Origin of the sequence: Gluconobacter sp. NFX36 (assembly GCF_049887835.1) — a bacterium.
GTDB lineage: Bacteria > Pseudomonadota > Alphaproteobacteria > Acetobacterales > Acetobacteraceae > Gluconobacter > Gluconobacter japonicus_A.
This window is the reverse complement of sequence record NZ_JAGEKJ010000002.1, coordinates 163,588-188,797: the sequence shown is the minus strand read 5'-3', so window position 1 is coordinate 188,797 and position 25,210 is coordinate 163,588. Positions and strand designations below refer to the sequence as shown.

Here is a 25,210-nt window from a genome sequence, read left to right as displayed (position 1 = left end):
GCCATAAAAAAAGGCCTGCCCTTTTCCAAGGCAGGCCTTTTCCAGTCAGGGCTTGGCCCTTATTCCCACTCGATCGTCCCCGGCGGCTTAGACGTAATGTCGTAAGTCACGCGGTTGATACCCCGGACTTCGTTGACGATACGGCCAGCGACACGGTTCAGGAACGCGAAGTCGAACGGATAGACTTCGGCCGTCATGCCGTCCGTGCTGGTCACGGCGCGCAGGGCACAGGCCTGATCGTAGGTCCGGCCATCGCCCATAACGCCAACGGTACGCACCGGAAGCAGGACCGCAAAGGCCTGCCAAATGGCGTCATACAGGCCGGCATTGCGGATTTCTTCAAGGTAGATCGCATCGACCTTTCGCAGAAGGTCTAGCTTTTCCCTGTCGATATCTCCCGGAATACGAATCGCCAGACCCGGTCCCGGGAACGGATGACGGCCAACGATATTTTCAGGAATACCGAGTTCGTGGCCCAGTTCGCGGACTTCATCCTTGAACAGTTCCCGCAGCGGCTCGACAAGCTGCATGTTCATGCGCTCGGGAAGACCACCGACGTTGTGATGGGATTTGATGGTGACGGACGGCCCACCCGTGAAGCTGACGCTTTCAATCACGTCCGGATAGAGCGTGCCCTGTGCAAGGAACTGCGCGCCACCAAGCTTTGCAGCTTCTTCTTCGAAGACTTCGATAAACAGACGACCAATCGTCTTACGCTTGATTTCCGGATCCTTGACGCCAGCCAGTTCACCAAGGAACAGGTCAGATGCGTCGCGATGAACCAGACGAATGTTAAAGCGACCACGGAACGTCTTGACGACTTCGTCGGCTTCGCCGGCGCGCAGGATGCCCGGATCGACGAAAATACAGGTCAGTTGGTCGCCGATGGCATCATGAATCAGCTTTGCAGCAACGGAGCTGTCCACACCGCCGGACAGACCGCAAATGACGCGACCATCCCCGACCTGCTTGCGGATACGGGCGATTTCCAACTCACGGAAACCAGCCATCGTCCATGTTCCACTGCAACCCGCAACATTGTGCGTGAAGTTGCGGATCAGGGCAGCGCCGTGCGGCGTATGCACGACTTCCGGATGGAACTGCACGCCATATAGGCGGCGACCTTCATCAGCGATAATCGCGAAAGGGGCGCCTTCAGAATAGGCTACAGCACGGAAGCCCGGCGGAAGCTGCGTGACGCGATCGCCATGGCTCATCCAGACCTGTTCGCGCTTGCCGCGTGCCCACACGCCCCGGAACAGGGCGCAGTCTTCTGCGATGTCGATATAAGCGCGACCGAATTCACGATGTTCGTGTGTTTCGACCTTTCCGCCCAGCTTCTGGCACATGGCCTGCTGACCGTAGCAGATCCCGAGAACCGGACGGTTCAGGGAGAACACGATTTCCGGAATCGCAGGAGCGTTCTCATCGTGGACGCTGGCAGGGCTGCCCGACAGGATGATACCGCGCGGATTGAACTCGCGGATTTTTTCATCTGTCGCCGTGAAAGGCCAGATTTCGCAGTAAACACCGCTCTCGCGCACGCGGCGGGCGATAAGCTGCGTTACCTGGCTGCCGAAATCCAGAATGAGGATGCGGTCTTCGTGGAGCGTTTCGTCGAGTTTCGCGACGGTGCTGGCGTCCTGCTGGGTCAATGTGATGGCCTCGCGTTCCGTGTTCATGGTGCCTTTTGATGCTCTCCTATAAGGTGTTGTGTCGTCTGCGTCATCCATTCTGCATCACAGGACAGGCACAACATGCGCCCGATTGCTCTTTTTTCTTTCTCAACACTGGCATTTCTCGCCGCCTGCGCAGCTCCTGATCCGGGAAAAGACCCCACAGGACGTTGGGTTGGTGCTCTTGTGACCGATCAGGGCACCTGCCCGACCGAACGGACATCCACGTTTGAAATCCGCGGTAAGACGATTGTTTTCACACCGGGTGATGGATCGCAGGTTCTGACCGGAACGTACCAGCCCGGTACCCATCATTATCATGCAGAACTCGCCAGCAAAGATACGAGCGGCCACCCCAGCCCGCTTGTTTTCAACGGATATCCGGTTGGACAGGCGATTGGCGGCACTTTCGGTTCAGCCGCATGCCGTGCTCACATCACCATGACAAGAAAGTAGAAATTATTTTCAGAGGGGGGTTGTCAGGTTCAGAAACCGCCTGTAAAACCCCGCCTCAAGACGCACCCGTAGCTCAACTGGATAGAGCACCAGACTACGAATCTGGGGGTTAGAGGTTCAAGTCCTTTCGGGTGCACCATCTTACTTTCGGTTTTACCGAGAGACTACATTGTGTAAGCACCCGTAGCTCAACTGGATAGAGCACCAGACTACGAATCTGGGGGTTAGAGGTTCAAGTCCTTTCGGGTGCACCACAGTTTTCCTGAAAATCAGTGCGTCAATTCTTCCAGAACGCGATAGACGTCTTCCCATTCGTATGGCTTGGGAAGAAATGCTGTTTTTTCCGGAAGGATCCTCTGCCCTTTCAGAAACGCGCCTGATGTCAGAACAACTCCAATATTTGGCCAGCGCTGCACGACAGTTTCTGCCAGATCAAGGCCATTGATCCGTCCGGGCATATTCACGTCAGAAAAAACCAGATCGACGGTTTCGCCCTTCAGCAGAATATCCATCGCTTCATCGCCCGTGGCAGCAAGAATCGGGTTGTAGCCTGCATCCTCAAGCATATCCGCGGCGAGAAATCTCAGCAGGGCCTGATCCTCGACAACAAGAACATTTTTCCGCTCAGTCAGATAATTGCCTCCAGCATGCATGCCGTGAGACTGTCCGACTGACGTCGTTCCTTTCCCTGACATGACATACATAAAGAAGCGCCCTCCCGGACCAAATATTGGTTGGAAAAACCAAAAAGGTGTTTCCCAGGCTTTCAAACGTCCGATCTGGAGGATGTTTGCAGAATTATGAAAATTCTTCTGTCAGTTCTACCGAACAAGAGGGGCAGCAAGCCCCCCGGGACCGACATCCGCCCCCACGGCCAGACCGCCTATTCCCCACGAACCGTCCGATATACGGACCAACAGGGGCGCGCCACTCACACCTTTGGTCGCCTCACAATCGTGATGCACAAGCCCGCTCACCGTGATGCCGTTGATATTACACTCCACATCCCCGAACGGTACTTCACTTCTGTCCTGCGGATACCCGACCAGCATGGCACTCATGCCGTCTTTGACCGCCACAGCCGGAAGGAGATCGGAGGCAACAGCGACCGGATGATCCATAAGCAGCGTGGCGCGGTCATTGCTGCTTGTTGCCGCCTCATTCGCTGGATCATAACCTTCTGGAATGACGAAACGCCTGACCTGTGCATGCTGTCGGTACCCACCACGAGCGTATCCCATGAGAACATGAATGTCCTTGGGCTGAATATAATGATGCGTTGCAGGTAGCCAGAGGCAGTGGGCCGCTGTCATCACAACAGTCGGAGCAACGGCAAACCCTGTACAGCGGCCGCCCAACTCTGTCTGCACACGCGCCAGAATCCGCCATGGTGCCTGATTGACGTCTATCAACTCCCGCCGCGCGCCGTCTCCCAGCCCCGGAAGCGTTGGCGACACTTGCGCAAAAGCGCCAGCCGCCCAACACAGCCCCGAAAGTTCCAGAACACCGGCCAGCAGGCAGGAGCGGAGTTTCATCCCAGATTGTCCGGCCCGAACGCGTCAGGCAGCAACTCGGCAAGTGTCCGGGTCAAGAGAATCTCACCTTTTGTAGAAATCATATGCACCTTCAGATCTGGCTGACCGAACTCACGAAGTTTCTGTCGGCATCCTCCACACGGTGTACACGGCTGATCGCTGCCGCCAACAATCACAATTTCCTCAATACGTGTACCGCCACCAAGAACCATTGCAGAAATGGCTCCGCCTTCTGCGCAGGTTCCCAACGGATAGGCTGCATTCTCTACATTACAGCCCGAATAGACGACACCATCACATCGCAGAGCCGCCCCCACCTGAAAGCGGGAATATGGCGCGTAAGCACGGGAACGGGCATCAAGGGCCCGGGAGATCAGTTCTTCCATCATAATTCCGACATTAGCGCCTGTGTGAACGGCTTGGAACATCCATGCGTCCACGATACGGTAGAACCATCATGAACGCTCCTTCTTCCGCCCCCTCCTTCAATGACCTTCTGACAAGCCGCCCTCCTCTGGAGGTCAATGCGCGCGACGGTCTTCTTTTTGAAGGCGTGCCCCTGCATGTCATCGCTGCTGTTGCTGGTACGCCCTGCTGGATCACGGGGGCTGGTACGCTGCGCCGTCGTGCCAATGCTCTCAAAGCCGCATTCGAAGCCCGCAACCTGCCGGTTCACTTCCACTTTGCCATGAAATCCCAGGATCATCAGGCAACCCTGACCATTCTGCGGGACTGCGGCTACGGCGTGGACATCGTCAGTGGCGGCGAAATGACCCGTGCACTACACGCTGGCATCACCCCCGATGAAATCGTCTTTTCCGGTGTTGGTAAATCGGATCTGGAACTTCGTGCAGCCGTGGAACGCGAAATCCGCCAGATCAATGTGGAGAGCGTGGAAGAGCTCCATCGCCTGAACGAGATCGCCCGTGCCTGTGGCAAAGTTGCCCGTGCGGCCCTGCGCGTAAACCCGGACGTCGATGCGCAGACGCATGACAAGATCAGCACCGGCCGCGCTGGCGACAAGTTCGGGATCGAACATCGTCGCGCCGTCGAACTCTATGCCGAAGCCGCTACGCTCGATCATGTGCAGCTTGTTGGTCTAGCGGTGCATCTTGGAAGCCAGATGCTAACGGCTGAACCTTTCCGCCAAGGCTATAGCCGCCTTGCAGATATGGTTCGTGAAATTCGCGCCGCCGGCCACACAGTCGAAACCATCGACTGCGGTGGTGGTTTGGGTATCCGCTACAAGGATGAAGTCGCCCCTCCCCCGGAAATGCTGGCTGGCGTCATTGCTGAAACGCTGGGTGATCTTGATGTTGCTCTCAGCATCGAGCCAGGCCGCTGGCTTTCCGCGCCGACAGGGGTTCTTCTGTCCCGCGTCATCGAAACCAAGGCGGGCAATCCGGATTTCGTCGTGATTGATGCCGCCATGAACGATCTGGCCCGTCCGGCGCTTTATGATTCCTGGCATGGTATCCTTCCCGTTGCCCCGGCCGCCTTCAGTGACGCGCTTAAGCCGTGGGATGTGGTAGGACCTGTCTGCGAAAGCAGTGATATCTTCGCGAAGGATCGCATTCTGCCTGCGTCCCTGAAGCGCGGGGATCTCGTTGCCCTTCTGGATACGGGAGCCTACGGATCCGTCATGAGTTCGACCTATAATTCCCGGCCATTTGCCGCTCAGGTTCTGGTCGACAATGGTCGCTGGGAAATTATCCGCCAGCGCCAGACCGTCGAAGACCTGATCGCTGCAGAAACCGTTCCGGACTGGCTCCTGCCCGCCCATGGCTGATCCGATTGCCGCAACAGCCCGCCTCGTTTCCCTTCGCCGTCGCGCAAGGCGCGTTCTGTGGTGGGAACGCGCCTGGCCAGCTTTGCGCTGGTCGCTGCTTCTTGCGGCATTCTACGGTCTGGCCAGTCTGGCCCGTATTCCCCAGTCTTTGCCGGACTGGCTTCATGCCCTCTTTGAAATGCTCGTTCTGGGAACGGCACTCTGGCTCGGCTTCAAGGGGCTGCGATCCATCCCACAGCCTACGGAAGCGCAGGTTGATCGCCGGATCGAGCGTGACTCCCATCTGGCGTATCAGCCACTTCTAACACTTGCTGACCGTCCGGCCTATGCAGGCAATGGGGAACAGGCCGCCATTTGGGCGCAGCATGTTCACCGCGTTGTCGCATCCCTTGGCCCTTTGAAGGTCGGATTTCCAAAGCCGGAGACAACGACCGGTGAGAAGCTGGGTCTTGCCTCTGTCACGGTTGCGCTTGCCGCGGCTGTGGCGCTGAGCGGGCCTCACTCCCTTTCCCGCCTGCATTCAGGCTTTGTGCCCGGCGTGGATGATGACAGCGTTCCCCTGCCATCGGTTCAGGCATGGATTGATCGCCCATCCTACGCACCCGGCGCACCCGTTTTCCTCTCCCAGACGCAGCAGGCAAAGCCGGTAACAGTCCCGCAAGGCGCCATCCTGAACGCGACGATTACAGGTGCCAATGGACGCCCTGTTCTCCGTGGAGCCACATCTCTCAGCCATGACCGGCTCGATGAGAAAAGCTGGAGCGAGAAGGCAACGCTTCAGCAGACAGGCACCATCACACTCTCCTCCCGAGGCCGGACGCTTGGGTCTTGGCGCGTCGCTGTCGAGCCGGACCTTCCGCCCGTAGTTTCATGGGACGGAAAGCCAGCGCCACAGAAGGATGACTGGCGGACCAGCCTTCCGTGGCATGTGAAGCAGTCTTATGGCGTCGCGTCTTTGGACGCTGAAATCAGACTGCCGGGGATTTCGAAGGGCCGTGTGCTCCGCGTTCCCATTCCTCTGGATGGCCATCCCAAGGACGCCAAAGGTGAGGCACGACCAGACCTGTCGTCCGACCCGTTTGCAGGAATGGAAGTTGAAGGACGGCTACATGCCACGAGCGTTTCGGGCCGTGAGAGCCTGAGCGATCCCATTCGTTTTCATCTTGGCGCACGCAAGTTCACGGACCCGCTGGCGCGCGCCATCGTGTCTCTGCGTCGTCGCCTGATGCTTGGGCAGGAACGCCCTCAGCAGGCCGCAGACGAACTGAAACTCCTGACCCAGACAACAACCGTTCATCCGGTTCTGGCCCCTCTGGGTCTCGATATCGCATCCCTCCAGCACGATGCACCGGAAGGTTCAGCCGAACAGGTTCCGGGGCAACTCTGGGCACTCGCTCTGTATCTGGATGACCTGCGACGGGATGGTCCCGAAATTGCAGACGCCGCCGCAGCCGTACGTGCGGCCCAACAGAGCGTCCAGCAACAGCTCGATCACATGCGGGAACTGGGCGAAAAGGGACATTCCCTTGCCGAACAGGAAGAACTTCAGCGCCGGACAAAAGACCTTAAGGGTGCGCTGAACCGACGCATGCAGCTTCTGTTCCAGAAGGCGGCGCAAAGCGGCATCATGATGCCTCAGTCCGGTACCAGTTCGGCTGATCCATGGTCCGACCAGATGCAGCGCCTTCAGAACGATGCCTCCCAGGGGCATGGTGACGAAGCCCTCCGCAAGCTCCAGCAGATGGAAGACATGGCCGAGCATATGCGTCAGGCCACACCGGAAGATCTGAAAGCCCTTGCCGCCCAGATGAAGGCGCAGGAAGAAGCCCGCGCCCAGCGCGCCGCCCTGCATGATCTGGTCCATCGGGAAACGATGCTTCTGGATCACGCACAGGCGCGCCTGTCCGCTGCTCGCAAGGCCGCCCTTCCCCCCGATCAGCAGGACGGTCATGAGGATATCAGCCAGATGTCCACGGCTGATCTGATGCGTCAGTTAGGCATGCAGCCTCCACCGGATATGGAACAGGCCACCCCAGCTAAACCCGCTGCTCCGACCGACCCGGCTACTGTTGCGTCCCAGTCTCCCGAGCGCCGTGTCGACCATGCGTTTCAGCGTGCATTGTCCCGTGTGGATGATATTCTTGGTCGTCGCGTCAAGGATCTGACCGGCAAGCCTGCGACGGCCTTTGAAAAAGCCAAGGCGGACATGCAGAATGCCCGGAAGGCTCTGGCAGACCGTCACGATGATGAAGCTGCGACAGCAGAGCAAAAGGTTCTTGCGGATCTCTCCGAAGCCGGAAAACAGATGCGGCAGAACCAGAAGTCAGGTGGATCGGGTCAGGGCAAAGGCGGAAGCCTGAGCTTCATTCCGTCCATGGGAAGCGGCGGTTCCGGCCAGCAGCAGCATGGTGCAGCCGGGCAGCAGGGCGATGGCGGAGACCAGCCCGACGCAGGCGACGATGATGACGGGGATGAAGATCGCAAGGATCAGGATCCGTTGGGCCGGAAGCTGGGCGAAGGCCAGAACGGCAAGGATTCCGACGCACACATCCCTGATCGGAACGCCCGGGACCGAGCTCGGGATATTGAGCGCGAACTTCGCCGCCGTGCGTCAGACCGTACCCGGCCTCAAAGTGAACTGGATTATCTGGAACGGCTGCTGAAGTCTTTCTAAGGCCACAAAAAAGGCGCTCAGGTCATTCACCTGAGCGCCTTTTTCATATCAGAAACAGGACCGTCTTACGGCACGCGATAGAACGGGTTCGGCAACAGAAACCCCTTCTCGGCATGGCCATCAGCAAGATCGGAAGGCTGATCTCCGATGCTGGCAATAATGGTGTAGCCCTTGGCTTCAATCGCCGCGCGGGCTGGTGCCTTGTAATGCGCAGCATAGCCATGTGAGGTCATGGGACGCAGATCTAGTCCGTCCCAGTGCTTGATTCCGGCAAGATGAAGATTGCGTGCAGTCGCCTCACGTTCGTCTTCATGACGGCCCGTGATGAAGAAAACCGCAACATGGTTCTTCTCGGCTTCATTAATCAAAGCCAGCGTCGAGGCAAAAGCTGGCGCACGGCCGCTCTTTTCCCAGGCAATGGCGCCACATGGCCCTTTGGGCAGCGCATCGCAGGGGCCATTGGCGATATAGCCGAAATTATCCGCCCGGATTTCATCCCAGTTGGACAGGGTCGTTTCGTCAATATCGAGAACGATCGCAGGCTTGTGCACCTTGGGCGCGCGCTCGAAGACCCAATGACGGGCTTGAGCAATCACCGTATCAAAATCATGCTGGTAGTCGCCGCTGTCATGATAGGCGCTGGCCGACATAATGACATCACCGACATTGGCAGGCTGCTCGGCATAAGCGGCAAGTGGCGTCAGAGCCGCACTGAGAAGAAGCCCGGTGGCGAGCAGAAAGGAACGGGTCATGGCGGAGCCACCTTTCGCGAAAAGAGAACAAGACCGACCCCGACGAGAGCCAGAGCTGTTCCGATAACGGAAACACCCGCATAACCCAAGCCCATGGAGAGCGCGATTCCGCCAAAAGCGGCACCAATCGCGTTTCCAAGATTGAACGCACCGATATTCACCGAAGAGGCCAGAGCAGGTGCATCATGAGCAGCCTGCATGACACGCATCTGAAGAGCGGGCATTAATGCGAACGTCGCCGCACCCCAGACAAGCGTGGCAATCAGCGCGCCCGGCACCGTCTGAGCAGCCCAGGGAAAGAGCAGCATGACGGCCCCCAGAATGGGGAAGAACATCAGAAGGCTTCCATCCAGCGAGCGATCTGCACTTCGACCGCCAATCGCATTACCAATTGAGAAGCCAACACCTGTCAGCATCAGAGCAATCGTAATCACCAGCGGGCTGGCATGCGTGATGTGCTGAAGAATTGGCGCGATATAGGTGTAGAGCACAAACATGGCCCCTGCCCCGATCGCCGTTGTTGTCAGAGCCAACAGCACATTGATACGCAGAAGAGCCTTGAGTTCACTGGCAACGTCTGGAACGGGCCCTGCCTCACGCGCTGGAAGCGCCCACTGTACGGCAACCATTGTTAGAAGCCCGAGAATAGCGGTCACCCCAAAAGCCATGTGCCATCCGAAATTCATGCCAAGCCAGGTCGCCGCCGGGACGCCAATGATATTGGCAATCGTCAGACCCATGAACATGGTAGCCACAGCACTGGCCCGACGCTCCGGCGCGACAATGGCGGACGCTTCAACAGCTCCGAGGCCGAAGAAGGCCCCATGGGCCAGACTGGTGAGTACGCGGGAAGCAAAAAGGAGTTCGTAGCTTCCAGCCACCGCAGAGAGCAGATTGCCGGCCACATAAATCCCCATGAGCAATGTCAGGGCAGATTTACGGCGCAGTCTTGCCAGAAGAAGCGTAATGAAAGGGGCGCCAACCATGACGCCTACGGCATAGGCCGTCACAAGGCCACCCGCCTTCGGTACGGTAACCTGAAGGCCCTGCGCGATAACAGGCAGAAGGCCCATCGGGGTAAACTCGGTTGTACCGATGGCGAATGCGCCCACGGCCAGAGCCAGCAAAGGCCAGTTCACGGGCAATCTCCGGAAATAACAGGTGGTTCGAGGATGATCGAACCATGCCAGTCCCGGAGCATCAGAACAAGATGAAGTGTTACATCATCCCGTTCATGTGCATGCCGGGTTCCATGCCATCCATATGCATGGACTTGTGCTTCGGGTCATCGATTTTGCACTTATGGTCTTGAACTTCCTCACCTGAAGCCAGATCCAGAGCGTGAGCGACGTCATCCAGAATAACGAAACCACCGTGATGGCCCGGCGTCACCACAATCGTGTGATCGGCCATATCCCCTGCATCGCCCACAAGACGGAAAGGCGAAGGATCCAGTGTCTGTACCAACCGCGCCCGATACGGATGGCCATAGAGCGAAACAGGCGTCCAAGCTTCACCGATCATGTTCTTGTCGATTTCAGCGCGAACGTAAGGCGTCAGGCAATCAATATGAATGTGGAGCTGGTCCTGCGTCCGGCCATCACGGGAGTTGATGGCGAGAGACAAATGCTCATCCGGGACTGGAAAACCATATCCTGCCGGAACACGCTGCCGTTCGGCCCAGGCTTCTGCGAAGTAGTTTGGTGTTTCCGGCTGAAGCAGCGATGCGTCCTCAATCCCAGGAACCTTCTTTGTCGGGATCAGAAGATACTGACCGTGCCCGTACAGATCCTTGAGCAAAGCATAACCGTCCTGAGGGTCATAAACTGCGCACGGGTGATGCTCTGCATCCTTGGCGCATCGACTGCCTACCAGTTCCCAGAGCTTGTTACGGTCATGCCCCGGCACCTTTCCACACGCCACCAGCCCGCCGCTGATCGTAACGGCTGCCATCAGGCCCAGAGCGGCCCCAGCGCCAAACTTCATCCTCAAACTCATTCTTCCCTTACCTGACACTCTAACTGCATGACTGCTGCCAGTCTTTCAAAACGTCGGCGGACTGCACTGCCCGCAGCGCGCACGCTGCGTGCCCCCAAAATCAGGACAAGCTGCTGGTCTTCCACCAGCAGGCGACATTCCTCCAGCAGCACAGTCGTCCCGGCGCAGAGTGTATAGGCCAGACGGAGAGCCAGACCCAGCCTCACCGCTCGGTCAATTTCCGAACGGGACAGAAGCTGGCGGGAAGGTTCGATCAGGGACGCATCCATCGCCACTTCATAACGAACCGCAAGAGTCAGTCCGATAAAGGCGCGGGCTGCATGTTCAAATCCAACCCCATGGCAATGCATCACGCGCTGATAAGTCTGTTCGGCACGATACTCAGGATGATCGTAAGACCCGATATCCGACAACGTACACGCAAGCTGGCGCAGACGGCGCTGCCATGGTGTTTCGTCGCGGAACAGCGGTGCTGTCCATCCAGTCAAGGCATTGGACAGTGTAACGCTGCGCGCAAGACGCCCGGCCATTTCCTCAGCCAAAGCCGTCATCGGGTCATCGCCAGCGACGGACGAGGCCACATGCTTCATGTACCAGCCTTCCCGCAGGCCATCGACACTGAACACAACCTTGGACGGACGCACGCGCTCCATCAGGCATTTCAGAACAACGGCGGCGAAAGGCGCATCTCCAAGACGTTTACGAGGCGCATTCGGAAGTTTTTCAAGAGTACGCTTGGAAGCACCGATCACCCAATCCGACATCTCCCGCGCTTCCCCTTCGGACAGCGTGAAAAGATGAACCAGATTGAGCGGATACTGCGTACGGGCAATCTGCAACCGAGCCAGGGCACGGAAAGCCCCACCCACCAGATACAGCGGACGACCCGTCATACCCGGGAGCCAGTTAACCTCCCGAAGCAATTCAGATGCAATCTCCGCTGCGCTTTCAATGCTACCTTTGGCCCGATCCTGAAGACGGATCACACCTAATTTAGTCGTCAGGGCTTCGTAATACTGACCATCGGCGACATGGATCAGTTCGAGCGAACCACCACCAATATCCGCTACGAGACCGTTCGCTTCGGGCAGTCCGCACAATACGCCCCGGGCGGCATAATCCGCCTCTTCAGTCCCTTCCAGAACACGAATGGGCACACCCGGCATCCGTGCACGGATGGCCGACACGAAATCCGGACCATTGGACGCATCCCGCACCGCCGCGGTGGCCAGAACCTCAAAAGGCTCTGCTCCCATGGCACGGGCTACCGTATGAAAACGTCCCAGCACGTCCATCGCCAGCGTAACGCCTTCGTCATTCAGGCGTCCCGTTGCATCCAGACCGCGCCCCAGCTTGAGCGTAACTTTCTCATTGAAGATAGGGAGCGGGTTGCGCGCAACGCCTTCAAAAACCACGAGCCTGACTGAATTGGACCCGAGATCAACGATAGCGGAACGCTGTGCAGATAATGACATGTGGTTCAGTCTTCCAGAATCCGGTCAGGCCGCTCGCGTGGACGATGGGCCTCCGGAAGAGCTTTCTCCCGCGCGGCCGAACCCCGGCCGGACAGGGATGGATTGTTCATGAAGTATTCATGGGCAGAGAATGGATGCGCACCCGGAGACACCCGATGCCAGCGGCCGTCTTTCAACAGCGTCCAGCTTTGGAGGGTGTCCTTGATGTTCATCGTCATGATCTGGCCGAGAATCTGGGCATGAACGGTTGGATTGGTAATGGGCACCATTGCTTCTACCCTCCAATCCATGTTCCGCACCATCCAGTCCGCCGAAGAAATGAAAACTTTTGCCTTATGAGACGGCATGCGATGGCCATTTCCGAAGGCAAACACGCGGGCATGTTCCAGAAAACGCCCGACGATGGATTTGATGTCGATGTTTTCCGAAAGCCCCGGAACACCCGGACGGAGACAGCAGATCCCACGGATGATCCCGACGATCTTCACGCCAGCCTGAGAAGCCTCGTAAAGCAGATCAATGAGTTCCGCATCGACGAGGCTGTTCATCTTCAGCCAGATGCGAGCCGGACGACCCGCCTTGGCATGCGCGATTTCATCCCGGATCAGTTGCTCAATCGTCGGCCGGATCGTGATCGGAGAGAATGCGAGGGCATCCATTTTCTCCGGTGTGGCGTAACCGGTCATATAATTGAACAGCTTGGCTGAGTCGGACGCCAGCTTTGGATCACAGGTGAAGAAGGACAGATCCGTGTAAATCCGCGCCGTGATCGGATGGTAGTTGCCCGTTCCGAAGTGAGCATAGGACCTCAGCGTTCCGCCTTCGCGGCGGACCACAAGGCTGAGTTTCGCATGCGTTTTCAAATGCGCGAAACCGAACACGACTTGCACGCCTGCCGCTTCCAGAGCGCGGGACAGACGAATATTGGCTTCTTCGTCAAACCGTGCGCGCAGTTCGACCATGGCCGTAACAGACTTACCGGCTTCAGCCGCCTCAATCAGGGCCTGAACGATGGGGCTGTCGCGGGAGGTGCGATACAGGGTCTGCTTGATGGCCAGAACATTCGGGTCCAACGCAGCCTGACGCAGGAACTGCACCACGACGTCGAAACTCTCAAACGGATGATGGACCACGATGTCCTTGGCACGGATCGCTGCGAAGCAGTCCCCGTCATAATCCAGAATGCGTTCCGGGAACCGTGGTGTGTAAGGCGGGAACACCAGATCCGGACGATCATCGACAATCAGTTGCTTGAGATCGACAACGCCTACGAAGCTGGGAAGAACAACGACGTCTTCATCGCCGACGCCCAGTTCTTCACCCATCTCGCGACCAAGCGTTTCTGGCAGCTTCTGGTCGAGCGCAAGATGAATTCCCACGCCACGACGACGCTGCTTCAACGCCGTCTCGTAGGAACGAACCAGATCTTCCGCTTCGTCTTCAAATTCCACATCCGTATCGCGGATGATTCTTAGAACACCCGCGGCCCCGATGGAGAGACCTGGGAATAGGCGATCCGCAAAAAGCTGAACCAGATCTTCCAGCAACACAAAACGGATGTCGCCAGACGCATCTCCTTCTGATCCGACTTTGGACGGCAGGCGCAGGAAACGCGGAACCTGTGCCGGCAACAGGATCAGGCCATCCATGACATGCTTTGCCGTCGTCGGGTCCTTCAGCCGCATGACCAGTGCCAGACCCATGTTGGGAATGAACGGCAACGGGTGGGACGGATCAACAGCCAACGGCGTCAAAACGGGGAAGACGCGCTCCTGAAACATCGTGGCAAGCTGCGCGAGGTCGGCATCATCAAGACCTTCCGTAGGAAGGATCGAGATGCCTGCATCCTTCAGTTCAGCTTCAAGCTGGCGCCAGACCCGCTGCTGCTCTTCCAGAAGAAAGCGCGCTTTTTGCCGCACCGCGGTAAGTTGTTGCGCGGGTGTAGCCCCATCGGGGCTGCGCACGACCATCCCTTCCCGAACCTGCCCGACCAGACCTGCTACGCGGACGGAATAGAATTCATCAAGGTTACTGGCACTGATGGACAGGAAGCGAACCCGTTCCAGCAACGGATTTCGCGGGCTTTCCGCTTCTTCAATGACACGCTGGTTGAAATCGAGCCAGGACAGTTCACGATTGATAAACCGCTCAGGAGACGTTGGCATATCCGCATAGTCCTTGGCTGTCGGGACGACCATCCGCCTCCGCCTGGCGCGACTTACGGCCGCAGTCATGCTGCCCTCACGCGGCTGGCGGGATGTGCGGCGGCGAGGAGCTGGTTTCTTGTCTTCAGTCGTCACGATGGTCTCTTCCGGGAAGCTTGAACCAAAATCCCCATCAGGATCGGGACTCGGAAGAAGCGTGTCAAACGTCGGTTTTGTGTCACTCGTCAGAATGCTCTGACATCAGAAGATCGGGAAGCATTTCCCGCGCCAGTGCCCGTGTGATAGCCGTCCCCCGCGCCAGCGCCGCGTCATCAAGACGTTCAACAGCAGAGACAAGAGCACTTCCCGTGCGCGGAAGATGTCGCCACAGCCAATCCGTCACAGATTGCGACACCACAAGCTGCCGATGCGCCAGAAGCGAGAGCAGCAGTGTGGCTCGCAGGTCATCCTCCGGCTCACCAGTCGCCGTCGTCGCAGTGGCACGGAGACGACTGGCCAGATCCGCAAGAGCGAAATGGCTGCGTGACGGGGGTAAGCGTCCTACCATCAGAACGCGATCTCCCTGCGCAAAGGCATCGTTGAGAAGATGAAGCAGCGTAGCCTCGTCCCCCGGCGAATCGGCATTATCAATCGCAAGATTGCCCTGCACACGGATACGTCCACCAGAAGAAGAATGCGAAAACAGACGCGCATCCAGAACGGTAGCGTCATATTCCTGAGCCCAGACGGACAGAAGATGCGTCTTCCCCGTCCCGGCAGGCCCCCATAGCCATAACCGCCCATCCGGCCAGGCTTTGCGAGACAGCCACGCTCTTGCAGCGGCATTGGACGGACTCGTAATGAAACGATCAGCTGTGAACGCCATAGGTCTGCGCAGAGGAAAGGCCATCTGAAGACCTCCATCCCCTCCCAAAGGCCCGGTCTGTCCGTCCTGTTTTGTCATGAAAACCCTTTTTCCATGTCGTTCCGCTCTCAAATAGCGTTCCGCCCGTGCGCAGGATGCTCTAGAACGGCGTCACGTCAACCAGCGGGAAGCTTTCACGATGACCGATCAGCCCGATACCCCTCAGGGCGCCAGCTATGCACAGGCTGGCGTGGACATTGCCGCAGGCGACGCTTTGGTCGATGCCATCAAGCCAGCCGCCAAGGCAACGAACCGTCCTGGAACGATGGGTGGTCTCGGTGGTTTCGGGGCCTTATTTGATCTGAAAGCTGCTGGTTTCACGGACCCGGTTCTTGTCAGTTGTACAGATGGGGTCGGCACCAAACTGATGGTGGCGATCGAGGCCGGGAAGCATGATGAGGTCGGTGTGGATCTTGTCGCGATGTGCGTAAACGATTTGGTCGTGCAGGGTGCAACGCCCCTCTTCTTTCTCGATTATCTCGCGACCGGCAAACTGTCCGTTGAAGACGCTGCTACCGTCGTGAAAGGTATCGCACACGGATGTGCAGAGTCCGGCTGTGCTCTGGTCGGCGGTGAAACCGCAGAAATGCCAGGCATGTACGCTCCAGGACATTACGATCTGGCGGGCTTCAGTGTGGGAGCCGCAGAACGCGATAGCCTCCTTCCCGCAGGTATCCGCGAAGGTGATGCACTGATTGGCCTCCCTTCTTCCGGTGTTCATTCCAACGGCTTCTCACTGGTTCGGGAAATCGTTCGACGTTCTGGCCTGGGCTGGAATGCCCCAGCACCTTTTGCAGAAGGACATACACTCGCAGAAGGCCTGCTAACACCGACACGCCTCTATGTTCGTACTGTTCTGGATCTTCACGCCAAGGGTCTGCTGCATGGCTGCGCCCATATTACGGGTGGCGGCCTCCCGGGGAACCTGCCGCGCGTCCTGCCAGAAGGGCTGGGTGTTCGCATTGATGGCGCGTCCTGGACTGTCCCATCCGTGTTCCGCTGGATGGCCAAGGTAGGCAACGTCGCGGCCGATGAAATGCTACGCGTCTTCAACTGTGGCATTGGCATGGTTCTTGTCACGCCCGAGCCAGAACGGGTTCTGACAGAACTGGAATCCCGTGGAGAGAGTGCCTTCCTGATTGGCGAAGTTGTTCGGTCGGATGAAAACTATGCGCTGACAGCGCCGGTTTCCTTTTCATGATGCAGAAAACGCCGATTGCCATTCTGATCAGCGGCCGTGGCAGCAACATGCGTGCCCTGATCGAAGCTTGCGAAAGGCCCGATTATCCCGCCCGCATCGTGCTGGTTCTCAGCAACCGGCCAGATGCGGCGGGCCTTGAAGTCGCGCGAGCAGCGGGCCTTCAGACGATTGCGATTGACCATAAGTTATTCGGCAAAGATCGGGAGGCTCATGAACGGAAGGTTGATGCCGCCATCCATGCCTCAGGTGCCGAGATTGTGTGTCTCGCAGGGTATATGCGTGTTCTGACGCCATTTTTGGTGAATGCGTGGGAGGGTCGGATGCTGAACATTCATCCAAGCCTCCTCCCCGCCTTTCCTGGCCTACATACCCATGAAGCTGCCTTGACCGCAGGAGCCAAGGAACATGGATGCACCGTTCATCTTGTAACATCTGGCGTCGATGAAGGGCCTATTCTTGGACAGGCCCGAGTTTCTGTTTTTCCCGGGGACACTCCCGACACTTTAGCAGCCCGCGTTCTGGAACGTGAGCATGAGCTTTATCCAGAAACGCTGGCCCATATGATTACTCACCGGCCTTATGGTTAATCATTAAGGCAAATTGACAACCCAGTTACCAGGCCATGTCTTCATGGGATAACTATGGTTGGCTTCCCATTTATGCACTTCAGGCCGCCATGCATCTCCTGTTCTGTTGAACATCGGATGCCAGTATGAATGCATACCCACTGCCAACATCCACAGAACCACAAGAGGTGTAAAACGGCGTATCACCGCGCTCGAGGTAACAAACATTGCAAGCACAGTAAGAGCCAGAAGAGATTGGCCTACAAAAACATATCTTTCGCCCCCATACATATCGATCTGGGAAACAGCGCCGCCGATAGATCCGAATAGGGCAGCCCCAGTAAAAGTCGCGTTGGCCAGCAGAAGCCAAAAGCATACCCTACTCTTTTTGAATAGGAGTGATATGCAGAGTAGGCATCCAAAGAAAAAGATAGTTGCGAGCTGTGGCCAGATCAGACCAAATGAGTTTTTAGAAAATGACTGCTGTACATGAAGAATAATTTTTGCCGTCTCGGCAGTTAACCCCCCAAAGACCAGCAATGGCTCGCGACAAAATACGGCAGCCAGAGCAGGTTGAAACCAATGTTCTCCGCCGCGACCACCATCCGTATGGTAGAAAAAAGCCAGTTGAAGCGCCGCACCAGAAGTTATTGCTATAAACTGGAAAAGCCGCGCCCGATTGCGATCTGTTAGAAGACGAAGACAAAAAGGAGCAACAAAAACAATTGAACCCGGCCCTGACAACGGAGCAAGAAACAGAACAAATAGCCTTAACCCGCCCATCACTCCAGAAGTTGTATCCATAGACAGAATCAGGGCGCTGGAAAGAGCCAGTTCAAACTGACAATGCAAAACCTGCAACCACACTTCTGAAGAGGACGGAATAAATAAAAGCAGGGCCACAGCACTCATACGCACCAGAGGTGGCCGCAACCATTCATCCTTGGCTGTCAAAAGCAGGAATGGAGGTAAAAGTTGAAAAATAAGCCCAATCGTAATCGTAACGTATGGAGCATAAGCGATAGATGTCGTTTTATATGCTAAAAGGGTTGCAGCATTCGCCACTAAATTAAGATAGCCCCCATACGAATTAAACAAAGCTTTTAATGGGGGCATGACCATGGCATTATAGAAGAATATTTTTCCTTCCTCTGCCCAAAATCTACCAGTTATGATTATTTGAGGAGCACGGGTGCATATTAATACTGCATACACAAAAAGAACCATGGAAATAAAAAACCATTTCTTTTTGCCATATTCATAGTGACTAAAAAAATAATTCATTTTGCACCACTTTTATTTTTATCCTGAAAATAACGCGCGCCAAATCGACCAAACTGCCAGACTAATAGCACCGTGGCCAGAACAGCCAGCGTTGTCATAGTGAGGTGAATCCAGCTCATACTTCCATGCGTAGCATTAGAGACTTCGTTTTCTGCGAGATGCCCCATTACCACATACCCAAGTAAAGCCGGAAGGGATGCCAGCGTACCGACGAGGTAATCACGGGCAGCAATTGTCGTAAGACCAAGTGCGTAACTGGTGATTGCAAACGGCAGAACCGGTGACAACCTGAGAAGACAGACAATTTTCCACCCTTGGTCCAGCGCCATCTGATCCAGCATCAACAAAAACCGTCTGCGGGCTAGAAGACCTTGTATCTGCTCTCGAAAAACAGCGCGGCTCAGATAAAAAGCTCCCAATGCTCCGATAAGGGTAGCCGCACCAGAGAGAATGAAACCGTCTCTGATCCCAAATACCATTCCTGATACTATAGCACCTATTGATGCGGGTAAAACTCCACAAAGCGCTACCACTACTTGCAGCAAACCAAATACAACCCAGCTATAAACAGGAGAAACCTCATGTATATGCTGTATGGCATGAACCATACGCTGAAGAATTTCTGTATTGCCCCGGAAAATAATTCCCGAAGCAATCAACAGAACCAATACAACACCAACTACTATAGCTCGCATCAGATGAGAACGTTTTCGTTCAGAAAGTGAGCTCATTTTCCGAACAGGCTTGAACGCTTGATACCCAGACGATGCAGACGGTACTGCAAAGAGGTCTTTAGGCAGCCAAGCCCATAAACAATGCTTCGCTTGAGATTAATTGAAGACGCTTCAGGGAAATAACGCGTCGGACAGGAAATTTCACCGATTTTGTATCCACGACCAATAGCCTGAGCTAGCATCTGATTATCGAAAACAAAATCATCCGAACATTTATCGAGCGGAAGATTTTCCAGAACAGATTTAGTCCAGCCGCGATACCCGGTATGATATTCAGACAGTTTAGCGTTTAGAAGTAAATTCTGAGCGAATGTCAGAAACCGATTTGCAATATATTTATAAAGCGGCATTCCGCCCTTTAGAGCGCCTTTACCTAAAATTCTAGACGCGATAACTACGTCATAATGGCCAGATGTCAGCATACTACACATTGCACGCAATAATTTGGGCGAATACTGATAGTCAGGATGGAGCATAATGACCACATCAGCCCCTCGCTCTAGCGCTGTATGATAACAGGTCTTCTGATTGCCGCCGTAGCCCCGATTACGTTCATGAAGAACGACATGTATCCCAAGCTTTCGCGCGATATCTGCTGTGTTATCACGACTAGCATCATCCGTTAGAATAACATCATCAACAATGTCCTGAGGGATTTCAGCATAAGTCTGCTCCAGGGTTTTGGCTGCATTATATGCAGGCAAAACGACCGCAATCTTCTTTCCATCGATCATAACAAGATCCGCTACCTATTCTATCGTCTGATGACACTTCGTCAGCATAAAGCCCGAAACCTACGCTGGAAAAATTAATTTCAAATTATATAATATCACGAGTTTCTCTTTCTTACCATCTCGACCATGGCAGGAAGCAACACACAAATACACTACAAATGTATCAAAAATAAAAAAAGCGTAGCTTATGCTACGCTTTTCCTTGAAACCCAACTGTATTTAAAAGAGTTACGGAAGAATTTCCGTCTCTGCAAAGAAGAATGCGATTTCGTTCTTTGCATTCTCGAGGCTGTCAGAGCCATGTACAGAGTTGGCTTCAATGCTTTCTGCGTACAGCTTGCGAACAGTGCCTTCAGCAGCGTCAGCCGGGTTCGTTGCACCCATGACTTCACGGTGCTTGGCAACAGCGTTCTCAGCCTGCAGAACCTGCACGACAACCGGCTCGGCAATCATGGAGGACACGAGGCTGCCGTAGAACGGGCGTTCCTTGTGAACAGCGTAGAAAGCACCAGCCTGCTTCTCGGTCAGTTGGATGCGCTTCTGGGCGACGATGCGCAGACCGGCTTCTTCGAACACGGCATTGATCTTGCCGGTCAGGTTACGCTTCGTAGCGTCGGGCTTGATGATGGAAAGCGTGCGCTCGAGAGCCATCTTTCTTCTCCTGTTGGACAAAGGGGTAAATCCCGCCGTTCCACTAGAGCAAATTCGTCGTTCCTGATAGGTCTGTCGCGGTTTTTTAACTCTTCCCGACTGATCGAGGCGCCCGTGAGCCTGCTCACCATCACTGACCTGACACTCCGTATCGCTGGCCGCACTCTGCTGGACGGTGCATCGCTGACTGTCGATCCCGGTCGGAAAATCGGCCTCATTGGAAAGAACGGGGCTGGAAAATCAACGCTTCTTGGGGCCATCGCGGGCGACATTGCCCCTGATGGCGGTACGATCACGCTGGCCAACCGCGCAACAATGGGACGCGTGAAGCAGGAAACGCCTTCGGGCGAGACATCCCTGATCGATACAGTTCTGGAAGGCGATATCCAACGCGCAAAACTTCTGGCTGAAGCAGAAACTGCCACAGATCCGGAGCGGATTGCAGACATTCATGAGCGCCTGATTGCAATTGATGCTTACACCGCCCCAGCTCGCGCCGGCGCTATTCTGTCTGGCCTCGGATTTGATCAGGAAGCACAACTCCGTTCGGTTTCGGACTTCTCTGGCGGCTGGAGGATGCGCGTTTCCCTTGCCACAGCACTGTTCCTGAGTCCTGACCTGTTGCTGCTGGATGAACCGACCAACCATCTGGATATCGAAGCCACCCTTTGGCTTGAATCCTGGCTGGCCAAATTTCCTGGTGCGGCCATCATCGTCAGCCATGACCGCTCACTGCTCGACAATACCGTCGATGCGATTGCCCATCTCGATCATCAGAAACTCAGTCTGACACCCGGAGGATACGACAATTTTGTGCGTATTCGTACGGAACAGGCTCTCCAGCAAAATCGCATGGCAGAACGCATCGCGACCCAGCGCGCCCATATGCAATCTTTCGTGGATCGGTTTCGTGCCAAAGCCACCAAAGCCAAACAGGCTCAGGCCCGATTGAAAGCACTGGAACGCCTCCCCCAGATCGACAGTGTTGTGGAAGACACGCCAACACGCTTTTCCTTCCCCGAGCCACAGCCTCTTCCGCCGCCAATGATTACCCTCAACAACGTCAGCATTGGTTATGATGGACGCGTGGTTCTCAAAGGACTGAACCAGCGGCTGGATATGGAAGACAGAATCGCGCTTCTGGGTCAGAACGGGCGCGGGAAGTCCACGTTTGCCAAGCTCCTCGCGAGTCGCCTTGAACCCATGAGTGGCTCTTACAACCACTCCTCAAAACTCCGGATCGGATATTTCGCCCAGCATCAGGCCGATGAACTCGTCCTCTCCGAAACACCGATCGACCACATGGCACGCGCCATGCCAGATGCGACACCCGTGGCGGTGCGATCCCAGTTGGCGCGATTTGGACTGGATGTAAACCGCGCAGAAACACGGGTATCCGAACTCTCGGGCGGTGAAAAAGCACGACTTCTTCTTGCGCTCTCCACACGGGAAGCCCCTCACCTTCTTATCCTTGATGAGCCGACCAACCATCTGGATCTGGACGCCCGAGATGCCCTGATCCGTGCGCTATCAGAATTTGAAGGCGCCGTAATTCTGATCAGCCATGACAGCCATCTGGTTGAATCTGTCGCAGACCGGTTCTGGCTGGTTGAGGACGGAACGATCAGCCCCTTCGAAGGGGATATGGCTGAATACAAGGAATGGCTGATCGAGCGGGCCCGCAAAGCCCGTGCAGACAATGCGGAACGCGCGAAAGGCACGGCGCGTTCGCCTTCTCAGGACGCGCCCCAGAAAAGGGTTGATCGTAAGGAACTGACGCGCGCTTTGGCTCCTCTCCGACGGAAAATCCGTGATGCAGAAGCGAAACTTGCCCAGATCACAAAAGAAAAAGAAAAAATAGAGGCCAAGCTTGCTGATCCGGCATTGTATCAGTCAGGAAATCCAGGAGAAATTGCATCGCTGAATGCACATTTGTCCGCACTCAACACAACACAGGAACAAACAGAAGAGTTATGGCTTGAGGCCCAGGCAGAACTGGAGGAAGCATCTGCCTAAAATCAAAATCCTAACGCCCGCGCCAAGACAATAAAGAGTTTATTTACTTTTGATTGATAGGGTCCTGTCTGGATTTCAAACATCAAGCGACTAGCTTTTTCAAAGTCGCCTGCAAGGACAGACAGGACGCCTGCGTGCCTCAGAAAATTTCCCATGCACCTCATGAGGCACACGCCAAACCTTCCTCCAGGTCGTTCTTTTCGCATCCAACCTTCAACAGCCATCATGGAAAATCTACTGCAGGTCACCCTCACCACAATCCTGCTCACTCACAGTCGCATCATGAAAAGCATACGGGCCACAAGCCCGCTTCCAGAAAGCAAAAAATTGAGGACTTTACCGAAGCCTGCTTTCTGCCTGGCAGTCTGATTGCCACTCCACAGGGTGAAAAACCCATAGAAACCCTGGTTATTAACGACGAAATTCTGACAGCCGGGGGGCGAAGTGAGAAACTGGTCTGGGTTGGAAAAAGCCACTGTTGTGTTCGGCCAAATCTTCCAGATGATCTGGCAGGCTGGCCCATCCGTATCCGGGCCGGTGCAATCGCTGATCATCTGCCGCACACAGATCTCCTTGTAACAGCAGAACATTGTATTTTTATGAATGGTGGTCTCATTCCAGCAAGAATGCTGGTCAATGGTGTATCCATCATGTGGGATCGGAATATTCACTCCTACGAATATTTTCACATTGAAACCGAGACGCATACAATTATATCTGCAAATGGAATTTTTACTGAAAGTTATTTTGACACTGGTGACAGACGTGCTTTTCGGCAAACAGGTCAGATTGCAACACTGCGTTCCATTCAGAAAAATTGGGACAAAGATGCGGCTGCCCCACTCCTGACATCTCGGTCCCAAACCGAAGCGGCTTGGAAAGCCATCGCTACCAGAGCAGGTATTGAAGGGTTTGAAGCCTTCACAACAACAGACCCCGCCCTGCATCTGATCCTTCCTGACGGCACACGCCTCTATCCGAGCCGTCAGAGTGGTGGATACGTCATCTTTACTTTGCCAACCCCTGTCAGAAGTCTGCGGCTTGTTTCCCGCGCAAATCGCCCTTGTGACGTGAAGGGTCCTTACATTGATGATCGGCGCACTCTCGGCGTCCTGATCCGGGACGTGCTCCTTTTCGATGCGTCCAGAACCCAAAAAGTAACCGATCATCTGGTTCCACCAGAACCAACCTCCGGCTGGATGGCAGACGAGACACAGGGTCAGGGCTGGACCGATGGAGATGCCGCCTTACATCTCAATACGGAAGGTCCGAGTACTCTGGCTCTCGAAATTATTGGCGGTGGCCCTTACAGTCTTTCCCAGCCTGCTTCACAGATCCGTTGGGCTGGCTGACCGTTGGTTTCTTCCAAGGCCCGATTGACCCGCCCTCTCTAAATCCATAAGCCGATGCTGGTCTACAGATTCAGGATGGACCGGCTGATGCCTATTTCGTTTTCCGACCCGAAGGACCGTGACGAAAAGGAGCCTCGCGCGCGCGAGTTATCCCGAATCGCAGGATTGCTCCGTATTGCTCTCGCTGTCACGCTAATCCTACTGGCCGTCTGGCTCATGAAAGACGTGTTGGCCGTTGTTTTCGCCTCTGCCCTGATGGCCGTGGTGCTTCATGGTCTCGCCCGCATGGTACGACGTCACATCACGTTCATCCCTTATCAGGCAGCCGTAGCGCTTGTGACCGTTATCATTCTTTTGGCCGTGGCAGGCCTTGTCTGGAGTAGCGGCCCAGCGATCGGAGATCAGTTCATTCGCCTCAAACAGGCGCTTGTTCAGCAGTCGGGAGACCTCAAATCCCACCTTTCCGGCTCTACGCTGGGTCAGATGGTTCTGGATCACCTCCCCACCGCTGTAGGCGGCAATGACGCGACCTCAGGCAGCCTCGGATCCTTGGGATCAGGGCTCGCTGGATCCGTAACCGGCATCCTCAGCAGCGCTTTCGGCGTTCTCGGAACTTTGGCGGTCATTCTGATTGCTGGTCTCTACTTTGCTCTCTCTCCTGCCATTTACATTGACGGCTTCCTGCGCCTGTTTCCAACCCAACACCGTAATGCAGCCCGTACACTGCTCATGGCTGCGGGCACCACGCTCTGGGCCTGGACGGCGGGACAGGCTCTGGACATGCTGGTCGTCGGTATTCTGTCAGGTATCGGATTGTCGCTGATCGGAGTGCCGCTGGCACTGGCGCTCGGTGTTGTTGCAGGGCTGTGCAACTTCATCCCTTATATTGGAGCCATCCTGGGAGCCGTTCCGGCAATATTGCTAGGCCTCTCGATGGGAACGAAAGAAGCGCTGTTTGTTGCCATTCTCTACAGCGTAATCCAGTTCTTCGAGGGTAATGTTCTGGCCCCCCTGATCCAACGTCGTGCTGTTCACATGCCGCCAGCTGTGGCCATCCTGTCCCAGACCGTTTTCAGCACAATTCTCGGCATTCCAGGACTGATTCTTGCATCTCCCATCACGGCGGCGCTCCTTGCCATGGGAGACAAAGCTACTGCCCCGCTTGAAGACGAAGATCAGACCAAGCGGGATGTTGGAGAGATTTCCGAGACCGAAGCGCACAAAGAGTAAATTTTCTCTTGCTCCTGA

22 protein-coding genes and 2 tRNA genes are annotated in these 25,210 nt (G+C 55.7%); 10 read left to right on the top strand and 14 right to left on the bottom strand.

The genetic code is table 11. The features are described from left to right. Positions 1 to 59: 59 nt before the first annotated feature. A complete protein-coding gene (gene guaA, locus J4P41_RS02700) occupies positions 60 to 1,682 on the bottom strand; it encodes a glutamine-hydrolyzing GMP synthase (RefSeq protein ID WP_426066020.1) in 1,623 nt (540 codons plus the stop codon). 75 nt (positions 1,683 to 1,757) lie between these two features. Between guaA and J4P41_RS02695 the strand changes: the two genes are divergently transcribed. The 3 genes from J4P41_RS02695 (at position 1,758) to J4P41_RS02685 (ending at position 2,386) form a co-directional block, all read left to right on the top strand. Continuing rightward, positions 1,758 to 2,132: a hypothetical protein gene (locus J4P41_RS02695; protein WP_010502357.1), complete on the top strand. Its 375-nt coding sequence runs from the start codon at positions 1,758 to 1,760 to the stop codon at positions 2,130 to 2,132. 62 nt (positions 2,133 to 2,194) lie between these two features. After that, positions 2,195 to 2,271, top strand: a tRNA-Arg gene (locus tag J4P41_RS02690). A 38-nt stretch (positions 2,272 to 2,309) separates the two neighbouring features. After that, a tRNA-Arg gene (locus tag J4P41_RS02685) sits at positions 2,310 to 2,386 on the top strand. Between the two features lie 15 nt (positions 2,387 to 2,401). Here J4P41_RS02685 and J4P41_RS02680 read toward each other — a convergent pair. The 3 genes from J4P41_RS02680 to J4P41_RS02670 all read right to left on the bottom strand — a co-directional run bounded on the left by J4P41_RS02680 (position 2,402) and on the right by J4P41_RS02670 (position 4,056). Continuing rightward, entirely contained in the window at positions 2,402 to 2,785 is a 384-nt protein-coding gene (locus tag J4P41_RS02680) for a response regulator (RefSeq protein ID WP_023945337.1), read from the bottom strand. A 168-nt stretch (positions 2,786 to 2,953) separates the two neighbouring features. Then, the gene (locus J4P41_RS02675; RefSeq protein WP_426066019.1) at positions 2,954 to 3,667 is read right to left on the bottom strand and encodes a trypsin-like serine peptidase; all 714 of its coding nucleotides are present in this window, start codon (positions 3,665 to 3,667) and stop codon (positions 2,954 to 2,956) included. Further along, complete coding sequence (locus J4P41_RS02670) at positions 3,664 to 4,056, bottom strand: cytidine deaminase (protein WP_426066129.1); 393 nt, start codon at positions 4,054 to 4,056, stop codon at positions 3,664 to 3,666. The genes J4P41_RS02675 and J4P41_RS02670 overlap by 4 nt, the downstream gene beginning before the upstream one ends. Positions 4,057 to 4,124: 68 nt before the next feature. On the opposite strand from J4P41_RS02670, the gene lysA reads away from it, so the two are divergent. After that, positions 4,125 to 5,456, top strand: a complete 1,332-nt coding sequence (gene lysA / locus J4P41_RS02665; RefSeq protein ID WP_426066128.1) for a diaminopimelate decarboxylase — start codon at positions 4,125 to 4,127, stop codon at positions 5,454 to 5,456. After that, on the top strand, positions 5,449 to 8,130 hold the full coding sequence (locus J4P41_RS02660; RefSeq protein WP_426066018.1) for a DUF4175 domain-containing protein: 2,682 nt from the start codon (positions 5,449 to 5,451) through the stop codon (positions 8,128 to 8,130). Before lysA ends, J4P41_RS02660 begins: the two co-directional genes overlap by 8 nt. A gap of 65 nt (positions 8,131 to 8,195) precedes the next feature. On the opposite strand, the gene J4P41_RS02655 is transcribed toward J4P41_RS02660, so the two are convergent. The 6 genes from J4P41_RS02655 to J4P41_RS02630 form a co-directional block, all read right to left on the bottom strand. Further along, positions 8,196 to 8,882 carry an HAD family acid phosphatase gene (locus J4P41_RS02655; RefSeq protein WP_426066017.1) on the bottom strand — a complete coding sequence of 229 codons (687 nt, stop codon included), beginning with the start codon at positions 8,880 to 8,882 and terminating at the stop codon, positions 8,196 to 8,198. After that, complete coding sequence (locus J4P41_RS02650; protein WP_426066016.1) at positions 8,879 to 10,021, bottom strand: MFS transporter; 1,143 nt, start codon at positions 10,019 to 10,021, stop codon at positions 8,879 to 8,881. The genes J4P41_RS02655 and J4P41_RS02650 overlap by 4 nt, the downstream gene beginning before the upstream one ends. A gap of 79 nt (positions 10,022 to 10,100) precedes the next feature. After that, positions 10,101 to 10,868, bottom strand: coding sequence for a CDP-diacylglycerol diphosphatase (locus J4P41_RS02645; protein WP_426066015.1), 768 nt, complete (start codon positions 10,866 to 10,868; stop codon positions 10,101 to 10,103). 8 nt (positions 10,869 to 10,876) lie between these two features. After that, positions 10,877 to 12,355: a Ppx/GppA family phosphatase gene (locus J4P41_RS02640; protein WP_023945328.1), complete on the bottom strand. Its 1,479-nt coding sequence runs from the start codon at positions 12,353 to 12,355 to the stop codon at positions 10,877 to 10,879. A 5-nt stretch (positions 12,356 to 12,360) separates the two neighbouring features. Continuing rightward, positions 12,361 to 14,589: an RNA degradosome polyphosphate kinase gene (locus tag J4P41_RS02635; protein WP_426066127.1), complete on the bottom strand. Its 2,229-nt coding sequence runs from the start codon at positions 14,587 to 14,589 to the stop codon at positions 12,361 to 12,363. Between the two features lie 148 nt (positions 14,590 to 14,737). Next, positions 14,738 to 15,463, bottom strand: coding sequence for an HdaA/DnaA family protein (locus tag J4P41_RS02630; RefSeq protein ID WP_426066014.1), 726 nt, complete (start codon positions 15,461 to 15,463; stop codon positions 14,738 to 14,740). A 100-nt stretch (positions 15,464 to 15,563) separates the two neighbouring features. Here J4P41_RS02630 and purM point away from each other — a divergent pair, with 100 nt between their 5' ends. Together purM and purN are read left to right on the top strand one after the other, a co-directional pair. Next, on the top strand, positions 15,564 to 16,625 hold the full coding sequence (gene purM, locus J4P41_RS02625; protein ID WP_426066013.1) for a phosphoribosylformylglycinamidine cyclo-ligase: 1,062 nt from the start codon (positions 15,564 to 15,566) through the stop codon (positions 16,623 to 16,625). Then, complete coding sequence (gene purN / locus J4P41_RS02620; RefSeq protein ID WP_426066012.1) at positions 16,622 to 17,212, top strand: phosphoribosylglycinamide formyltransferase; 591 nt, start codon at positions 16,622 to 16,624, stop codon at positions 17,210 to 17,212. Before purM ends, purN begins: the two co-directional genes overlap by 4 nt. A 3-nt stretch (positions 17,213 to 17,215) precedes the next feature. Here purN and J4P41_RS02615 read toward each other — a convergent pair whose 3' ends face one another. The 4 genes from J4P41_RS02615 to ndk all read right to left on the bottom strand — a co-directional run bounded on the left by J4P41_RS02615 (position 17,216) and on the right by ndk (position 20,594). Continuing rightward, entirely contained in the window at positions 17,216 to 18,475 is a 1,260-nt protein-coding gene (locus J4P41_RS02615) for a hypothetical protein (protein ID WP_426066011.1), read from the bottom strand. Further along, entirely contained in the window at positions 18,472 to 19,206 is a 735-nt protein-coding gene (locus tag J4P41_RS02610) for a TVP38/TMEM64 family protein (protein ID WP_426066010.1), read from the bottom strand. Before J4P41_RS02610 ends, J4P41_RS02615 begins: the two co-directional genes overlap by 4 nt. After that, positions 19,203 to 19,943 (bottom strand): glycosyltransferase family 2 protein, encoded by a 741-nt coding sequence (locus J4P41_RS02605; RefSeq protein WP_023945320.1) that lies wholly within the window; start codon positions 19,941 to 19,943, stop codon positions 19,203 to 19,205. The genes J4P41_RS02610 and J4P41_RS02605 overlap by 4 nt, the downstream gene beginning before the upstream one ends. A 228-nt stretch (positions 19,944 to 20,171) precedes the next feature. Continuing rightward, positions 20,172 to 20,594 carry a nucleoside-diphosphate kinase gene (gene ndk, locus J4P41_RS02600; RefSeq protein WP_007282334.1) on the bottom strand — a complete coding sequence of 141 codons (423 nt, stop codon included), beginning with the start codon at positions 20,592 to 20,594 and terminating at the stop codon, positions 20,172 to 20,174. Positions 20,595 to 20,708: 114 nt separating this feature from the next. Here ndk and J4P41_RS02595 point away from each other — a divergent pair, with 114 nt between their 5' ends. The 3 genes from J4P41_RS02595 (at position 20,709) to J4P41_RS02585 (ending at position 25,192) form a co-directional block, all read left to right on the top strand. Beyond that, on the top strand, positions 20,709 to 22,610 hold the full coding sequence (locus tag J4P41_RS02595) for an ABC-F family ATP-binding cassette domain-containing protein (RefSeq protein WP_426066009.1): 1,902 nt from the start codon (positions 20,709 to 20,711) through the stop codon (positions 22,608 to 22,610). 134 nt (positions 22,611 to 22,744) lie between these two features. Then, positions 22,745 to 23,962 (top strand): Hint domain-containing protein, encoded by a 1,218-nt coding sequence (locus tag J4P41_RS02590; RefSeq protein ID WP_426066008.1) that lies wholly within the window; start codon positions 22,745 to 22,747, stop codon positions 23,960 to 23,962. Positions 23,963 to 24,049: 87 nt separating this feature from the next. Beyond that, the gene (locus J4P41_RS02585; RefSeq protein WP_228118713.1) at positions 24,050 to 25,192 is read left to right on the top strand and encodes an AI-2E family transporter; all 1,143 of its coding nucleotides are present in this window, start codon (positions 24,050 to 24,052) and stop codon (positions 25,190 to 25,192) included. Positions 25,193 to 25,210: the final 18 nt, after the last annotated feature.

Bases quoted from the DNA above. Each gene is read 5' to 3' on its own strand.
- J4P41_RS02680 (WP_023945337.1), bottom strand. From the start codon at position 2,785: ATGCATGCTGGAGGCAATTATCTGACTGAGCGGAAAAATGTTCTTGTT.
- J4P41_RS02660 (WP_426066018.1), top strand. From the start codon at position 5,449: ATGGCTGATCCGATTGCCGCAACAGCCCGCCTCGTTTCCCTTCGCCGT.
- J4P41_RS02585 (WP_228118713.1), top strand. From the start codon at position 24,050: ATGCCTATTTCGTTTTCCGACCCGAAGGACCGTGACGAAAAGGAGCCT.
- J4P41_RS02605 (WP_023945320.1), bottom strand. From the start codon at position 19,943: ATGATCGATGGAAAGAAGATTGCGGTCGTTTTGCCTGCATATAATGCA.
- J4P41_RS02675 (WP_426066019.1), bottom strand. From the start codon at position 3,667: ATGAAACTCCGCTCCTGCCTGCTGGCCGGTGTTCTGGAACTTTCGGGG.
- guaA (WP_426066020.1), bottom strand. From the start codon at position 1,682: ATGAACACGGAACGCGAGGCCATCACATTGACCCAGCAGGACGCCAGC.
- ndk (WP_007282334.1), bottom strand. From the start codon at position 20,594: ATGGCTCTCGAGCGCACGCTTTCCATCATCAAGCCCGACGCTACGAAG.
- J4P41_RS02615 (WP_426066011.1), bottom strand. From the start codon at position 18,475: ATGAATTATTTTTTTAGTCACTATGAATATGGCAAAAAGAAATGGTTT.
- J4P41_RS02670 (WP_426066129.1), bottom strand. From the start codon at position 4,056: ATGATGGAAGAACTGATCTCCCGGGCCCTTGATGCCCGTTCCCGTGCT.
- J4P41_RS02610 (WP_426066010.1), bottom strand. From the start codon at position 19,206: ATGAGCTCACTTTCTGAACGAAAACGTTCTCATCTGATGCGAGCTATA.
- purN (WP_426066012.1), top strand. From the start codon at position 16,622: ATGATGCAGAAAACGCCGATTGCCATTCTGATCAGCGGCCGTGGCAGC.
- purM (WP_426066013.1), top strand. From the start codon at position 15,564: ATGACCGATCAGCCCGATACCCCTCAGGGCGCCAGCTATGCACAGGCT.
- J4P41_RS02655 (WP_426066017.1), bottom strand. From the start codon at position 8,882: ATGACCCGTTCCTTTCTGCTCGCCACCGGGCTTCTTCTCAGTGCGGCT.
- J4P41_RS02645 (WP_426066015.1), bottom strand. From the start codon at position 10,868: ATGAAGTTTGGCGCTGGGGCCGCTCTGGGCCTGATGGCAGCCGTTACG.
- J4P41_RS02635 (WP_426066127.1), bottom strand. From the start codon at position 14,589: ATGACTGCGGCCGTAAGTCGCGCCAGGCGGAGGCGGATGGTCGTCCCG.
- J4P41_RS02630 (WP_426066014.1), bottom strand. From the start codon at position 15,463: ATGACAAAACAGGACGGACAGACCGGGCCTTTGGGAGGGGATGGAGGT.
- J4P41_RS02695 (WP_010502357.1), top strand. From the start codon at position 1,758: ATGCGCCCGATTGCTCTTTTTTCTTTCTCAACACTGGCATTTCTCGCC.
- J4P41_RS02640 (WP_023945328.1), bottom strand. From the start codon at position 12,355: ATGTCATTATCTGCACAGCGTTCCGCTATCGTTGATCTCGGGTCCAAT.
- lysA (WP_426066128.1), top strand. From the start codon at position 4,125: ATGAACGCTCCTTCTTCCGCCCCCTCCTTCAATGACCTTCTGACAAGC.